This window comes from Echinicola sediminis (assembly GCF_054777495.1).
The window spans coordinates 19,806-36,549 of the sequence record NZ_BAAHAP010000036.1; the positions used below are offsets into that span (position 1 = coordinate 19,806).

Annotated in this window: 9 protein-coding genes; all 9 read left to right on the forward strand. The window is 45.6% G+C overall.

The features are described 5' to 3' along the window. The first annotated feature begins 9 nt into the window (after positions 1-9). The gene (locus tag ACYVAA_RS11110) at positions 10-981 is read left to right on the forward strand and encodes a metallophosphoesterase family protein (protein WP_460541574.1); all 972 of its coding nucleotides are present in this window, start codon (positions 10-12) and stop codon (positions 979-981) included. Then, positions 981-3,473, forward strand: a complete 2,493-nt coding sequence (locus ACYVAA_RS11115) for an outer membrane protein assembly factor BamB family protein (protein WP_460541576.1) — start codon at positions 981-983, stop codon at positions 3,471-3,473. Before ACYVAA_RS11110 ends, ACYVAA_RS11115 begins: the two co-directional genes overlap by 1 nt. Before the next feature lie 24 nt (positions 3,474-3,497). Then, the gene (locus tag ACYVAA_RS11120) at positions 3,498-4,385 is read left to right on the forward strand and encodes an alkaline phosphatase (RefSeq protein WP_460541578.1); all 888 of its coding nucleotides are present in this window, start codon (positions 3,498-3,500) and stop codon (positions 4,383-4,385) included. Positions 4,386-4,701: 316 nt separating this feature from the next. Further along, complete coding sequence (locus ACYVAA_RS11125) at positions 4,702-5,400, forward strand: DUF2490 domain-containing protein (protein WP_460541580.1); 699 nt, start codon at positions 4,702-4,704, stop codon at positions 5,398-5,400. 97 nt (positions 5,401-5,497) lie between these two features. Next, positions 5,498-7,120 carry an endonuclease/exonuclease/phosphatase family protein gene (locus ACYVAA_RS11130; RefSeq protein ID WP_460541582.1) on the forward strand — a complete coding sequence of 541 codons (1,623 nt, stop codon included), beginning with the start codon at positions 5,498-5,500 and terminating at the stop codon, positions 7,118-7,120. Positions 7,121-7,135: 15 nt separating this feature from the next. Next, positions 7,136-9,025: an alkaline phosphatase D family protein gene (locus ACYVAA_RS11135; RefSeq protein ID WP_460541584.1), complete on the forward strand. Its 1,890-nt coding sequence runs from the start codon at positions 7,136-7,138 to the stop codon at positions 9,023-9,025. A 121-nt stretch (positions 9,026-9,146) separates the two neighbouring features. After that, positions 9,147-10,859, forward strand: a complete 1,713-nt coding sequence (locus ACYVAA_RS11140) for a DUF4091 domain-containing protein (protein WP_460541586.1) — start codon at positions 9,147-9,149, stop codon at positions 10,857-10,859. A 495-nt stretch (positions 10,860-11,354) separates the two neighbouring features. Beyond that, a complete protein-coding gene (locus ACYVAA_RS11145; protein ID WP_460541588.1) occupies positions 11,355-14,492 on the forward strand; it encodes a SusC/RagA family TonB-linked outer membrane protein in 3,138 nt (1,045 codons plus the stop codon). Positions 14,493-14,503: 11 nt separating this feature from the next. Then, the gene (locus ACYVAA_RS11150) at positions 14,504-16,159 is read left to right on the forward strand and encodes a RagB/SusD family nutrient uptake outer membrane protein (RefSeq protein WP_460541590.1); all 1,656 of its coding nucleotides are present in this window, start codon (positions 14,504-14,506) and stop codon (positions 16,157-16,159) included. The last annotated feature ends 585 nt before the right edge of the window (positions 16,160-16,744 follow it).

Here is a 16,744-nt window from a genome sequence, read left to right on the forward strand (position 1 = left end):
AAGAAAATTATGAACAGAAAAGAATTTATGAAGGCGAGCGGGCTGGGACTCGCCTCCCTTTATTTTGCTCCAGCAGCCTTCTCCGCTGAAAACAAAGATGCCATATCGTTTGGGGTCATTACCGATCTGCACCATGACATCATGCATGACAGTATGGAACGGCTGGATGCCTTTGTCCGTGAGATGAACAGGGAAAGTCCTGATTTTATTATTCAATTGGGGGATTTCTGTGTCCCAAAGAAGGACAATAAATCCCTACTCGATACGTGGAACAAATTCGGGGGCAAGAAATTCCATGTCATTGGAAACCATGATACGGATGGGGGCTACAGCCGCGATCAGGTAGTGGAGTTTTGGGAGGCCCAGGGGAAGTACTATTCCTTTGACCAAAATGGCTTTCATTTTGTCGTATTGGACGGTAACGAACACAACGAAAGTCCAGACCGCCCAGCAGGATATGCGAGGTATATCTCTAAGGAACAACTGGATTGGTTGGCAAAAGACCTGGATGCCACAGAGCTGCCTACGGTGGTCTTCTGTCATCAGGGCCTGGACAATGACCTGGGCGGACTTGAAAATGGTACGACCACAAGGTATACCTTGGAACAGGCCAATGAAAGCGCCGGGTTCCAAAAGGTGGTTTTGGTATTGAGCGGCCACCACCATCAGGATTATTATAACCATATCAACGGGATCCATTATGTGCAGATCAACAGTGCTTCCTACCAATGGCTAGGGGACAATTATAAAACCATCCGTTATTCGGAAAAGGTAGATGAGTCCCACCCTTGGATCAAATATACTGTTCCGTACAAGGAACCGATCTGGGCATCGGTGAGACTCTCCACCAAGGGTAAAATTGAGATCAAGGGTAAATCCACCAAATTTGTGGGGCCCTCACCAAAGGAGCTAGGGGTGAATATGGCCGCTTATGCTTATCCTATTGTTCCCTATATTTCAGACCGTCAGCTTAAGTTTTAATGAAGAAAAATTACCTTATTTTATTAGTGGTAGGCTATCTGGCCTCAGTACAAGTTTCATCTGCCCAGATCAAAGGGAGCATATTTCTGGATGAAAATGAAAATGGCGTATTGGACCCTGGTGAGTCCGGAATTTCAGGTGCCGTAGTCAGTGAAGGTTTTCATGTCGTAAAGACCAATCAAGAGGGTAGCTTTGATCTGCCCGGCTGGGAAAAACAACGGTTTGTTACAGTCTATCCTGGCCCGGATCAAAAAGTCAATCAAAGGTACCAGAAAATAGAGGCTGGCAAAAAAGCGTATAATTTTCCGGTAATGGCCAAAGAGGCAAAGGCCAGCACCACTTTTTTGCAGATCTCCGATACGGAAACCTATGAATATGGCGATTGGGTGGATAACCTGAAAAAATATATTCGTGTACACCAGCCCGATTTTGTGGTCCATACCGGAGATATCTGTTATCAATCAGGGATCAAGTGGCATTCGGAACACTTGACGGAAAAAGAACTGGGAATCCCTGTGTACTACTGTCTTGGAAACCATGACCTGATCAAGGGGGATTATGGCGAACAGTATTTCGAAGAAAAGCTAGGTCCTGCCTGGTATGCATTTGAATCTGGAAATGGGCTGTATGTCATCACTCCGATGATGGGCGGGGACTATCCCCCAAGCTTTGATGCAGAGGATATCGGGGGCTGGTTGAAGAACCTGATGGCGGTATATGGAAAAGAAAAACCAAAGTTGTTTTTCAACCATGATCTGTTGAGCAATGACGACAGCTTCCGGTTCAAGATCAATGAAAATGAGCACATTGACCTGGAGGATTACGGTTTGAAAGCCTGGTTATACGGGCACTGGCATGTCAACATGGTGAAGACCCATGGGGAAAGCGGGGTGGTGTCCTACGGTACGGCCACCTTGGCGAAAGGAGGAATCGACCATTCTCCTTCCTGCTTCAGGGAGATTACCGTAGATGCCAAAGGCAATACCAAGAGCAGGCTCCGCTGGACACACCTGGAGCGGGAAATACAGATCGTATCCCCTTCTGGTGACGAAGTGTACAAAGATGCCGAGGGAAGTGTCAGGTTTTCGGTGAACGTTTATGACAGCGGTTCGGAAGTGGACAGCGTAAAAATAAGGGTATTCGGTGAGGAAGGTTTCAACTGGGTCTCCTCCCTGGACGATTCCAAATGGCAACACATGACAAAGGCTTCTGATTGGAACTGGGTAGGTGCTGTCCAAGACGATCTGGAAGAGAATATGGAAGTGGTGGTGGATGCCTACCTGAGAAGTGGAGAAGTGCTGCACAGGAAGAAGAAATTCCAGGTCAAGGGATACAAAAACGATCAAGTGACTGGCCTGGACTGGAACAACCTTGGAGGCAACAAGGAACATCACAGTGTAACGGATAAAGCACATTCTGGCGCTTATGCTCTCAAGTGGCTTGCCAACGTCGGATCGAATGTTTATATGAGTTCTCCGGTCCTGTTTGACAGTTATGCCTTGTCTGCTGGCTTTGATGATGGGAATGAAGAAAACAATTTCATTGTCTGCTGGGATGCCAATACGGGCAAAGAAAAGTGGAAAGTGACTACCGAAAACGGAGTAAAAAACCAAATGGTGGTGGCCAAAGGGAAGGTCATTGCTACCGACATGTTGGGTTTTACTTATGCCATAGACATAGCCACAGGCAAACAGCTGTGGAAAAGAGACCTGAAGTACCACCGTTTACCGGGATTTGTTACGGGAATCGTCACCGATGGCGATATCGTCTATACAGGTTTTGCGGAAAGGCTGACGGCATTGGATGTGGAAGATGGGAAAATTATTTGGCAAAATACCAAGCAGGGCGGTGGAGAAGGTAGTACTCCGACGATGACCATTGCAGGAGATGTATTGGTAACTGCCCGGCACTGGACTGCCATCGATGCTTACGATAGGCACACCGGGAAACTGCTTTGGTCAAAGAGCGATCATGGTTTGAGATTCAGGGATGGGGTTTTGTCTTTTAGTGAAGGGAGTCTTTGGGTGGCAGAGAGGGAGTCCTTTGATAAAGGGAAGCTGTTTGAATTGTCGCCAAAGACCGGAGAGGTACTGAGCAGTTTTTACACAGAGATGCAAAATACCGGGACTTCAGCCCCAATAGTGCTGAAGGATAAGATAATCGTGGCCGGTTCACATCCGGGAGTGGCGGCCTTTGACCGGAAAACCAACCAAAAGATATGGGAATTTGAAGTGGACGAGGCGTTGTTTTATACCCCATCCTATTTTGCCGACCAACAACAGAGTTTGGAGAGCACGCCCGTTTTGGTAGGGGATAAGCTGATCTTCGGTGCCATGGACGGAAAGGTCTACGTGCTGGATATTAATACCGGCAGGCTTCTTTGGAAGAAAAGCCTGGGAGCACCGGTCATCACTTCGGCAGCCATTTCCGATAACGGTTTTTATATCGCCGATTTTGCGGGAAATATCTATTGTTTTCAATCCATTAAATAAGAGTCAACATTAAATAAAGAGAAAGTGAAAAGAGTTGGAACCTTAGTAATACTGCTGTTGCTGTTGGCAGTCGATTTACATGCGCAGGTAAAAAAAGTAAAGCACGTGATCTTGGTCGGCTGTGACGGTCTGGGAGCTTATGCCATTCCCCAATCCGATATGCCGAACCTCAAAATGATAATGGAAAACGGAAGCTATACCCTAAAGGCCAGAACGGTATTGCCCTCTTCCAGTGCGGTCAACTGGGCCTCGATGCTGATGGGTTCAGGTCCTACCGCCCATGGATACACAGAATGGGGAAGTAAAACACCTGAAATCCCTTCCGCCCAGGTGAGTAAATATAACAACTATCCTTCCATATTCGGTTTGATCAGGGAGCAAAAACCTAAGTCAAAAACAGCGGCCATTTACAGCTGGGGCGGGATAGGCCCATTATTGGAAAAAAGTGCCATTGATCATATCATAGACGCTGAGGGGAATGATGAGTTTTGTGCCGAAAAAGCAGCTCAAATTATCAGAGAGGAAAAGCCGAATTTTCTTTTTGTCCACCTCAATGAGCCGGATGGAGTGGGGCATAATATCGGGCATGACACCCCGGAGTATTATGAAGAGTTGAAAAAAGTCGACCAAAGGATAGGCAAAATCCATCAGGCCATTAAAGAGGCCGGGATAGAGGAGGAAACTGTTTTTATGCTCTCCTCGGATCATGGGGGAATTGGAAAAGGGCACGGGGGCAAAAGCACCGAAGAGGTTTATATCCCATGGATAATACAGGGCAAAGGGATTAAAAAGAACCAGGAGATCAAAGACCTGGTAATGACCTATGATACCGCCGCGACCATTGCTTGGATTTTCGGTTTGGAAATGCCCCAGGTTTGGAGAGGAAAGCCTGCTTATAACAGTTTTCGATAAGTAGGCTTTTGGGCGGGTAGTCCCTCAAGCAGCAAGCAAGTAAAAAAATAGTGATGAGAAGCTGAGTAGGTTCAACCTTCATCCAATGCAAGGAGGGAGGAAGGTTGAACCAGGGCTTGGGCTTATTTTCATTGGAATTATTGTGGTAAACTCCAGTCAGCTCACGATCGGACTGGAGTTTACCTATGGTTCTTTTCTGGACTATGACCGGCAATAGTACCTGTAGCCGTCGGGTTCAGGGACAGTGCGAATGGTGCCCCTGTGGACCATTTGGTAAATAGATGATCAGTAGACAGCCTCCTTGCATCTAGAAGAAATGTTTGTAAGGAGTAAAGAAAGTACAGGGAAGTACAAGAAGTATGGATGTTATATAGCGCTGAGCCTATTGGTATTCTTTTTTTTCCCTTTAACCACAATTGGCCAAGGGGCGGAAGAACCGACTACCAGAAAGGAAATTTGGGCAGAGCTTTATCTGTTCAAGGAAATCTCTCCGAAATTCTCCGCTTTTGCGCTGTTTAATTCCCTGTTTCAGAATGGGGTAGGCTCTTATGATAATTTTGTGGAATTGGGTGTGAAAAGCACTTTTTCTCCCCATTTTTATCTGGAGGGCTATTACAGGCATGAAAGATACCGGGAAGAGGGGAAATGGTTGGTGGAGAACAGGCCCCAACTTCGGTTTGGAACTAAGTTTAAAATTGGAAACTGGTCGCTTAGAAACCGGCTACGCTTTGAATACCGGATGTTGCCGGCGGCAGTCCAAAAAATCCGCTACCGCACGGATTTTCGGTTCATTCCCCCGGAGCCAATCCGTATTTTGGGTTTCAGGCCCTTTTATACCACAGAAGTCTTTGTTTCCAAAGGCAAATTGGGAAGGACCAGAAACTACCTGGGTTTTTTCCGGGAGGGCCAAAGCCGGACAGAGCCCTGGATTTATGTCAGCCATCAAGGGGACCTGGAGGACGGAGGCTGGAAATCCACTCTTGTAGTAGGAGGTATGTTGTTGATCAATTTATAAGAACTGCTCCAAATGCCATTAGAGGGCCTTCAGTCATGTATTTCGTTGCTTTAGTATTAGGTATAAAATTCCCTTTAGTCAGAAAAATTCAATTAATATGTATCAAGAAGTTTATTACAATAAGTTAAAGCGTTCTTTTTTTTCGGTATTGTTCATTTGGTTATGCTTGTTGGGGGGCCATGACAAGGCCGCAGCACAAATAGCCGATATCAGAATAGATTTTGAAAAGGAATCCGCTTATTATCCAACGAAGCAAAGTAGTGTAAAGCCCGGCTCCCTATTGGATGCCCAGGTGAGCAGGTATGCAGAGGGCTTGGAGGGAAAGGCCCTGGACTTGACTTCGGATGCAGCCTTGCGGATGCCGGTGAAATTGTATGATTCCCTTGCCATGCCTTATGGTGCTTCGCAGTCTTTTGGGGCATCGCTATGGGTGAAAACCAAACCAGGAACCTTACAGGGGACTATATTAGCAGGAAACAAAAAGCAGGTGGGAAAAGAGGGGAAAGGATGGATGATCGAGGCCACCGAATATGGAGGCTGGGCTTTTCATATCAGTGATGGAAAACAGGAATACAGCTACCAGCCCACCTTAGCAAAGCAAAAAATCAATGACGGGAACTGGCATCAGATCGGCTTTTCGCTGGATAGGTCAGAGGGCAATCTGTATTTTTATTTCGATGGGCAGCAGAGAGGCATATATAATATAGACGGATTGGGCGGTTTGGATTCCGACTTGGCGACCAGCTTTGGAGGCTCGGCCGGTAATTGGGATTACTTGGGACAGTGGGAGGCCTTTAATGGATACCTGGATAATATTACTTTGGTAGCCAAGCATCTGGGCCAAGAGGAAATTGCTGCCGAGTACGGAAAGTATTATCCGCAGAAAAGGGAAAAGCCCTATTGGTCGGGTTCCGTCAAGCTTCTTTCCTGGAATATATGGCATGGCGGACACCGTTTTGGCAAGCAGGTGGGACTTGAACGCATCATCAATACCATCCAAGCCCACCAACCGGATGTGGTGACCTTGATTGAGACCTATGGATCTGTGGAGGAAATTGCCGATGCCTTGGGTTATCACTTTTACCTGGTCAGCTCCAATCTTTCCATCTTAAGTAGATTTCCTGTCAAGGAAACGATCAAAGCGTTCAGGCCTTTCAATTTTGGAGGCGTAGTGCTCCAGCTTCCCAATGAGGAGGAAATGGTGGTTTTCGATACATGGTTACACTATCTGCCCGACTACCAGAAAAGTTTGGTGAAGGAAAAACTCAGCCCTGAGGAATTGGTCAGGGCAGAAGGGGAGACCAGGCACAAAGAGATCAAGGAAATCCTCCGAGAAATCAAACCCGTTTTGGATCAAGCCGATAATATTCCTATTGTCATGGCCGGGGATTTTAATATTGAATCCCATCTGGATTGGACCAGTAAGACCAAAGATATTCACCATGGTTATACCGTTCCTTGGCCTGTTACGATGGAAATGGAAAAGGCCGGCTTTACCGACAGCTTCAGAGAGGCCTACCCCAACCCCTTGGAATCACCGGGCTTTACTTACTGGCCCTTTTACCGGGGGGATGGCAGTGATTATATCCGGCCAAGGATAGATTATATCTTTTATCAGGGAGAAAAGCTAAAGCTCGTGGACTCAAAAGTGATTGACCGGCATCCTATCATGTTTCCGTCAGATCATGCCGCCGTGATTTCCGAATTTGTGTTCAACTAGTTTTTAAAAAGCAAAATGAAAAAGTACTGGATCGTGGGCCTGGTGGGCATGCTTGCTTTGACCGCGGCAATTATTGCTGTTAAACCGAAATGGTTTAACCCGAAAGGCTCTATTCCTTTGCGGTATCAATTTCCCCAAGGGGTGGCTTCAGCCGATCCCCAACCAGGGGCCATTATGCTTTGGACACGGATAGTTCCTTCAGCGGATTCAGAAAAGGAGGTGGTGGAAGCCAACGTCCAAGTTTCCCTGAGCCGGTCCTTCGAGAAGCTGATTCATGAAGGAAGGGCCACAACGGGAAGGGATGCTGATTTTACCCTTCGGTATTTTGCAACAGGTCTCCCCAAGGGAAAAAAGGTTTTCTATCGGTTTATAGCGGGATCGGATACCTCCAGAACAGGAAGGACCTTTACCGCTCCTGCTGCAGAGAATCCGGCCAGCTTAAATTATGCTACCATTGCTTGCTCGAGTTACGAGCAGGGATTTTTTGGAACCCTTAAGACCATGATTGAAGAGGATAAAAGCCGGCCTGAAAAGGAACAGCTGCACATGGTCTTTCACTTGGGAGACTTTATCTATGAGGTGGTAGGGGATGATCCCCGTCAGGATAACCATCACCCCAATTGGTTGGTAGACCGCCAAGGTAAGGAGCGAAGTATTCCGCCTTTTCCAGACGGAAAGCAATGGCCGGATTCCGATCATTGGAAGTCCGGATCCTGGAGTCCGGTAACTTTAGCGGACTACCGGCATCTGTACAAAACCTATCTGTCTGATCCCATTATGCAGGAAGCAAGGGCCAGGTGGCCCTTTGTCTATACCTGGGATGACCATGAGTTTGCCGATGGTGGCCATCAGTCCAAGTCTTATATCGCCGATATGATAGGACTGCCAGGCATGCAGAAGGTAAAGGTCGCCGCCAACCAAGCTTGGTTTGAATACCTTCCTGCTGCCTTGAGTGATGCACAGAATCTGGAGGGAGTAAAAAATGAAGCCCATGATTTTATTCCCACAGCAGTGGAAAACCGCCCAATTCCGGATAAAACGGAGCAAGGGATCTATTCTGAACCCAATAATATAAAGGCCATTAATTCCATGGGAATGTACCGGGCATTTCAGTGGGGAAAAGATGTGCTGATTATCGTTACGGATAATAAAAGTTATCAACTGCCGGGAGTTTCGGTATTGGGGGTGAAGCAAAAGAAGTGGTTCAAAACCGTCCTTAAAAGCAGCAAGGCCAACTGGAAATTATGGGCCAATAGTGAGCCCTTTCAGGAAGTGTTGATGGATTTTGATAATGTACCTGAACTCCATATGGAAAGAAAACTCCTCTATAATGATTCATGGAAGGATTGTTCGGATGAAAGAGCAGAACTACTGTCCTTTATACAATCTGAAGCAATTTCTGGCCTGGTGAGTCTTTCCGCTGATTACCATATCCATATGGCCGGGCTGGTCGAGGGACTGTCCGGTAAGCCGGTAATGGCCGACCTCGCTGTAGGTGCATTGAGCTCCTTCCCTGATTTTTTCTGGCTGGCCAGGAGAGGGCAGGGGGCAGACAGCCCCCTGCTCGAAAAACTTTATGTTTATGCAGAGCATGGGAATGAAATCCCCAATATCAACAACACGGTTCTCTATGGGAGTCAATATGCCTTGGGGCTGGCTTCGGGCATGGAAGGTTCAGCCTTGGATCCGGACAGGACCATCAATCCCCATTTAATGTATTTTGATTGCCAATACAACGGTTATATGTTGGGGCAGGCGGCTTCCGAAGGAATTCGGTTGGATTTTGTGAATACGAGCTCTGCCAGGGTGGACCCCGGAGAAAAGGGAGCAGAACCCCTTTATCGGAAAAGAATGTACCTGAGATCTTGGGGAAAAAACGAGTTTCCAAAGATAGAATTACAATAGTGAAAGGTGGTGTTTTCGAAATATTGTGTTTTATTAATTAATTTTTACGTAAAGTTGTATGTCATGAACTGGGATTTACCAAGTTTATTTACAAACAAAACGGTAGTATACTAACTATAAAATGATGATAAGAATTGCCTTAAATACCCTTATGGCCTTGCTTTTAGTCAGTAAGAGCTTTGCCATGACCGAGCCCCAAGTGACCTTTGAGTATGTAGACCCTTTGGTCAAAGTATTCCCCGAAAGTTCTTATTTCAAGCCTACTGCTGCCCATGCAGATGTAGCCAGAGGGGAGCATGCCACTTTTCAGTTTGTAGTACGGGCCAATAGTTCGATGGAAGATGTCCAGGTACGCGTAGAGGCGCCTGCCATGGGAGCTTCGCTGCTTGGAGAAGCTAAAGTAGGTTTTGTGGATTTTGTGAAAGTCGGGCGGACCAATCCCGAACCAAGTAAAGACCTATTGTCCGCACCCTCTGGGTATTTCCCTGATCCTATTATCAGGGAAACGAGAAGGGATGTGCCCTTTGGAACCACCCAGCCGATATGGATTACCCTTCCCATACCAAAAGATGCACTTCCAGGCCAGTATAGCGGCCAGGTCAGCATAACAGGAAAAATTGAGGGGGAAATATTTGAGAAGAAGCATTCGATCTTTTTGGAGGTATTTGCTCCGGTAATTGATAAAACCTCTTTGATGGTGACCAATTGGTACTTTTTGGACCGTTTACACTATTTAAGTGAATCCGAGGAAATAGAGAAATACTCGCAGGAATACTGGGAGCTGACCCGTGTGATGGCCAGGACGCTGGCCGATTACCGTCAAAATGTGGCTTTGATATCCCCTTTGGACCATACTACGTTTAGCTATTCTGGAGGAAAGTGGGCGTTTGATTTCAGCAATTTCAACAAAATGGTACGCCTCTTTGAAGAGGAGGAGGTATTGGGAAGGATAGAAGGAGGGCACCTGGGTTCACGGATCAACGGCGACTGGGACGGTGAATTTGGCCTCAGGGTACCTGTATTGAAAGAAGGAGAATATAGTTTGGAGCTAAAGGATTTGGAAGAAGGGACGACCAAAGAATTCTACCAACAATTTTTGTCCGCTTTGTGGAAGAACATAGAAGATAATGGTTGGAAAGAACAGTACGTGCAACATATAGCGGACGAACCCATTGATGCGAATGCAGATTCTTATATTGCCATCGCCAGATTTGTCAAAGGGATCATTCCTGAGGTCTGTATCATTGAAGCATGCCATACTTCCAAACTGGCAGGATTCATAGATATATGGGTTCCACAGATGAATTTTCTTAATGAGGATCTGAGCTTTTATAAGGAAAGGCAGGAGTTGGGAGAGGAGGCCTGGTACTACACCTGTCTGTCTCCGAAAGGAGAGTATGCGAATAGGTTTATAGAGCAGCCCCTGATCAAAACCCGTCTCTTGCATTGGGTGAACCACAAATATGGGATTCCGGGCTATTTGCATTGGGGCTTTAACTTCTGGGGATCCAAGGAAGGGATCGTCACTGCTGATAACCCTTTTGACGATGCATCGGGAATGATTGTTTCTTCGGGGAATGTACTCCCGGGGGGAGATTGCTGGATTAGCTATCCAGGAAAGGGAGAAATTCTGCCCAGTATTCGACTGGAGGCCATGCGGGATGGGATAGTGGATTACGAGCTGTTGAAAATGTATGCCGAACATTTTCCTGATGAATCGAAGGAACTGGTAGGAACCACGGTTTATGGCTTTGAACACTATGATACGAATGTTTTGGAGTTTAGAAGGAAGAGGAAGCAGGTATTGGAGCAATTAAGCCAAGTCACTGAATAACCAAGTTTATGTTAGTCAGCCTACTAATCAAAGGAGGCTGCTTGTAAAAGGTCAGGTATCATTTGCCTGGCCTTTATTTTTTTTACCGGGCGTAGGCTTTTAAAATAGAATTATTGTTTGCCAAAGATTTAGGCAATTCCTGTTTATTTGGATGATTCATGGATTAGGAGCTGAAAGCAAAATTACCTGTTTATATTCTGAAATTATTTTCGTATTGCTTTGTATTTTAATTTTTTGTCAGTACATTTCATTTGTTAATCGATTAACTAAGTTAACATCTAATCCCAAATGCTATGAAAGAATTTTACAGCTCATATTTTCCTTGATTCCTTTAATCACCAATGATACCCGTTTTACTTTGGTTAAATCAATAAAAAATATATCCGCAAGACGGAATTATTTTTAATTAAATAGTTAAACGATTAACTAATTTAGATAAAACGAGGCATTTACTGATTAATTACAGGATTCGTAATCAGACTTAAAAAAAGGTATATGAAAAAGAATTTTATTACTAATTACATGGCGAAAACCAGTATGGGCCTCTTGGTGGCCTTTATGGTGGGATACCCATGTGAAACTTATGCCGGTGCAGAGGATACAGGCGTAACCAAAGAAACATTCCGTAAAGAAGTAAAAGGGGTCGTAAGTGGGCCTGATGGTATGGGGATTCCCGGTGCCCTGGTAAAAATCAAAGGAACCGGGGTGGGAACATCCGCCAATGTAGAAGGAGAGTTCAGTATTAATGTAGAAAAAGGGCAGGTGCTTGTTGTCTCCTCTTTGGGGTATATTACCAAAGAAATAGAGGTAGGCAATGAGTCGGTACTAAGCATTGTTTTGGAAGTGGATACCAAAACCTTGGAAGAAGTGGTGGTCATTGGTTACGGTACCAAGTCTAAGGAAACCTTGGCCGGAGCAGTGGAAGTGGTCGGAAGTGAATTGATCGAATCAAGACCGGCTCCAAACGTACTTTCTGCCCTTCAGGGGGCCATCCCAGGGGTGACCATTACCAGAGGTGGTGGACAGCCCGGAGGAGAAGGCTTCAATATCAATATTCGGGGCATTTCTTCGGTCAATGGAGGAAACTCCCCGCTTATATTGATCGATGGCAACCCTTCCTCGGACTTGAACCTTATCAACCCCCATGACATTGAAACGGTCACGGTGCTGAAAGATGCCTCTGCCGCCATCTATGGATCAAGGGCAGCCGGTGGGGTGATCCTGGTGACGACCAAGTCTGGAGGAAAAGGCAAGCCAACGCTGAGGTTTACCAGCAATGTGGCTTTTTCCCAGCCTTTGAACAAAGTACTTTATCCTAATTTGTACCAATACGCCCAGATGAGCAGGGAGGCTGATATCGCCAATGGTACCGCACCGTTTTGGGACGATGTGCGGATGCAGAAAATATTGGACGGGGCAGCACCTGAGCGTTTTCCCAATGCCAATGAGTTTCAGTTTTACCAAACCACCGATTGGTTTGACCAATTGTTCTCCCGAGGCATTCAGCAGGATTATAACCTTAGTTTGAATGGCGGAGGAGATCGCTCTACCTACTATTTTTCATTGGGATATAACCAGAACAATGGTATGGTGGCCAATGCTCCCGATAAGGCAGAGCGCCTGAACTTAAGGATGAACTATTCCTTTGACATCTTGGACAACCTGAAGCTATCCACCAGGGTAGGTTTTGATAGAATGGCAGTAAATGAAGTGTACAATTTAGGAAGGGCGATTGGAGCTGTTTCCCAGCAGCCTATCTTCTTTCCTGTAAAAACACCTGAAGGAAGATGGTTCAGCCAGTGGGGCTATGCCAACCCGGTGACGATTGCACAGGAAAGTGAGCCGTTGGAAAAGTGGACGACCCGGATATTGCCCAATTTCAAGTTGGACTGGGAGATCATCAAGGGACTGGTGGCCACCGGTCAGGCCAGCATGACCTTCGAAAATTATGATTCCAGACTGATCAGAAAGTCCATCCCTTATTATTTCTGGGACGAAAAGTTCGCCTATTATGAATACCAAACTTCGCCCAACAATGCCAACTATTCCTTTTCTAAAACCAATCAGCGTAACTATTCAGTAAGGTTACAATATGATAAAACCCTTGGTGAAGACCATAATATCAGTATCATGGGCGGTGGTGTTCATGAGGAGTACGATTATGATTATTTCAGTGCTTATCGTGACAATTTTGTTTCTGACGAGCTGTTTGCACTCAACCTGGGAGGAACGGACAATATGCAGAACTCAGGAGGAGGAAACCATTGGGCCTTGCAGTCCCTGATTTCAAGATTGGGCTATACCTATAAGGACAAGTACATCTTTGAAGCAAACATGAGGTATGATGGATCTTCCAGGTTTGCCGAAGAACAAAGGTGGAAACTCTTCAAAGGAGGAATGGTCGCCTGGAGACTTTCTGAAGAAGATTTTATCAAGGATTTCTCTTTTATAAACAACCTTAAACTAAGGGCTTCCTATGGCGAGATAGGTAACCAGTCCGGTATCGGCTTATATGATTACGTGCAGAATATCAATATCGGAGGACAGTATCCATTTGGAGATGTGCAGCGGGCACAGTCTGCCTCACTGGCCGGTATGGTATCCAATACACGTACCTGGGAAACCCTGATTTCCAAAAACGTGGGACTTGATGTAGGGGTGCTTAGCGGCAGGTTGAACGTATCCTATGACTATTATTTGAAAACCAATAAAAACATGTTGCTGGGGGTTACTGTACCGGCAGTATTGGGAGCAGCACCGCCAAAAAGCAATAATGGAGAATTGGATTCTTGGGGCTGGGAATTGAGCACGGCCTGGAATGATGAGGTCAATGAATTCAAATACGGTGTCAGACTGGTCCTAAGCAATGGCAAGAACAAAATCACCAATTTGGGCGGATTTGATAACTATGGCGTAGGATTTAACGGCTACAGAGAGGGATATCGTTCCAATTTGTATTACGGATATGATTTTGCCGGTATCATCCAGGATGAAGAAACGCTCAATGAGTACAAGCAATTAGGAGGTGTACCGTCCAATATAGGAATAGGAGATGCCATGTACACGGATTTGGACGGAAACGGCCGTATAGATGCCTACAGTGATGAAAGGGAAAACGGGGACCTGCTTGTGTTGGGAACCACCGATCCTCAATACAACTTCGGTGTGAACCTCAATGCTGAATGGAAAGGTTTTGATTTCAGCGCCTTCTTCCAGGGAGTGGCCAAAAGGACGGTGTTTAGAGAAGGTATTGCCCGTATTCCTTTCTTCTGGCCATGGTACCATCCGCCATTGTTGTACCATAACAACACCTGGGCACCTGATAGAACGGATGCTCAATACCCGAGACTTTCCCATAGTGATATCAGGTGGTGGAATTACCAACATTCCAACAATAACAAAGAAAACGGAGCTTATGTAAGATTGAAAAACGTGCAATTAGGCTATACCATGAAGTTCCCAAATGCTTTGATGAATATCAAGGCCATACAGAAGGCAAGGATTTACTTCAGTGGAAACGATCTTTGGGATTACCACAAAATGCGTGGAGGTTATGATCCCGAGGACAACTCCGGAGGAACAAACTATCCTTTCCCAAAAACTATTTCATTTGGACTTGATGTGACATTCTAAATTTTGAAATCATGAATAATAAGTTGAATATATATATGATTATGGGCTTCCTGCTTTTACTGGGAGCCTGTAATAAGGACCTTGATCTTTATCCCAAAGATCAGGTTTCCGATGGGTCTTTTTGGAAATCACCCAGGGACTTTGAAATGGCTGCCAATGCCTTTTATGGGGCATTGCCGGACCATTATGTACATGATGACAGCAGGGCCGAAACTACGTTTGGATCCGGGCCCAATTCGACCAGTAACGGTACTTACCTGGCCCCGGATGAATCCGGACTTTGGAACAATACCTATGGCGCGGTTAGGGGAATTAACTATCTCTTGGAGAAAGGCGCGGAGTATCCCAATCCTGCTGAAATTGACCGGTGGGTAGGTGAGGCTTATTTCTTTAGAGCATGGCAATATTTCGGTTTATTAAGGGAATTCGGCGGGGTACCCATCGTCACCAAGGTATTGGATATCGACAGTGAAGAACTGACGGCGCCACGTGATTCCCGTGCAGCAGTGGCTGATCTGATCATTGCTGATTTACAGAATGCCATTCAGAGATTGCCTTTGAAGAGTGACTTGTCTTCCGATCAGCTCGGAAAAGTCACCAAGGGAGCAGCCCAGGCTTTTTTGAGCAGGGTGGCACTTTATGAAGGCACTTGGGAAAAATATCATGGCCAAGGGGATGGAAGTGCACGCCTGACCGTTGCCGTAAAGGCCGCGGAGGATTTGATGGCGAGCGGAGAATATTCCCTGTTTGAACAGTATGGCCCTGAGCAAAGCTACCGTAAGTTGTTTACCGAGGCAGGAGAGGACGCCAATGAAGTCATTCTTTCCAGGCGATATGTAAGAGAGATCAATGGCACGCATAATTTCACCAGGTGGCTGGACCAAAACATCATCAACCCCACCAGGAAATTGGTGGATAGTTATTTGTGTCAGGACGGCCTTCCCATAGAGAAGTCGCCTTTGTTTGAGGGGTATGACCAAATGGATTCCGAATTCCATAACCGTGACCCACGATTGGCGCAGACTGTTTTTATGCCGGGTACAGAGTATGCCTGGTTTGATGGAACCAAGGTGTTTGAAAAACCTTCCTTGACCAGCCCAATTACCAGAACAGGGTATAGTCTCTATAAATATTTAGGGGAAACCCTAGAATCCTGGGAGGGAAGAAGTGAATACGACAATATTGTCATCCGCTATGGAGAGGTGCTGTTGAATTACGCGGAAGCGAAATTTGAACTGCAGGGAAGCATCACTGATGGTGAACTGGATAAGTCCATTAATCTTCTTCGTCAACGCGTAAACATGCCCGCCCTAAGCAACGCTTTTGTCTTGGTTAATGGATTGGATATGAAAACGGAATTGAGAAGAGAAAGAGGTGTGGAGCTAGCTTCTGAAGGATTTAGGTTTGATGATCTGATGCGGTGGAAAGCCGCTGAAAATGAAATGCCCATGGCCGTTAGAGGGATTAAGTTTGTAGGCACCGAGTATGAGACTGCTTTTCCGGACCTTAATCCTGGGGTACATTTCTTTGTGGACAATGAAGGTTATATCGTGGCAGAAAATGCTGCCAGCAGGAACTTTGATCCATCGAGACATTACCTAAGGCCTCTCCCCAAAAAGCAAATCAATTTGAATCCTAATTTGGACCAAAATCCAAATTGGCAATAAATTCCACAAGGATAGCATAGGGTTTATTTTTATATATAATTTAGTTTACGATTATCCGTAATTAGACCATTAAATTTATTTCTCACGGATTCCACAGATCTACCTGGCGTCAGACAGGATTACACGGAATTAAAAATCTTTTCTGCGGGTTTCTGTGTATTCTGTGAGAGATGGTTTGCTAATTTAGAGCTACTGGTGTCTTTGCGGATATACATAATTTAGTTTAAGGTTAAACGGGTCGGTTTTCAGAAATCGACCCGTTTTTTAATGCTTGAATTTGTATTGACGAATTTCAGTTTGTTGTTTTCTGAACAGTTTATCCGCTATTTTACCAGTTCCAAAATTTTATAATAATGGATAGCATTAATGGTTTTAAAAATTGACGTTCATGACATGGGGCAGGAATGACATGGGGCAGGAGAAGCCTGAAAGGCATGAACAAAAGTAAGCCCAAGTAGAGCCTGTCATTACTGGACAGGCTCTACCTGGGGGAAAACAGCACTACTCTCCCTGCAAGCCTGGAGGGGGTGAACGGCTAGGACGAATAAAAAAAGGATGCTCGTCGAATACGGCGTTCTCTTCACA

Coding starts and splice junctions, on each gene's coding strand:
- ACYVAA_RS11115 (WP_460541576.1), top strand. CDS start 981: ATGAAGAAAAATTACCTTATTTTATTAGTGGTAGGCTATCTGGCCTCA.
- ACYVAA_RS11150 (WP_460541590.1), top strand. CDS start 14,504: ATGAATAATAAGTTGAATATATATATGATTATGGGCTTCCTGCTTTTA.
- ACYVAA_RS11125 (WP_460541580.1), top strand. CDS start 4,702: ATGTTTGTAAGGAGTAAAGAAAGTACAGGGAAGTACAAGAAGTATGGA.
- ACYVAA_RS11135 (WP_460541584.1), top strand. CDS start 7,136: ATGAAAAAGTACTGGATCGTGGGCCTGGTGGGCATGCTTGCTTTGACC.
- ACYVAA_RS11140 (WP_460541586.1), top strand. CDS start 9,147: ATGATGATAAGAATTGCCTTAAATACCCTTATGGCCTTGCTTTTAGTC.
- ACYVAA_RS11145 (WP_460541588.1), top strand. CDS start 11,355: ATGAAAAAGAATTTTATTACTAATTACATGGCGAAAACCAGTATGGGC.
- ACYVAA_RS11130 (WP_460541582.1), top strand. CDS start 5,498: ATGTATCAAGAAGTTTATTACAATAAGTTAAAGCGTTCTTTTTTTTCG.
- ACYVAA_RS11110 (WP_460541574.1), top strand. CDS start 10: ATGAACAGAAAAGAATTTATGAAGGCGAGCGGGCTGGGACTCGCCTCC.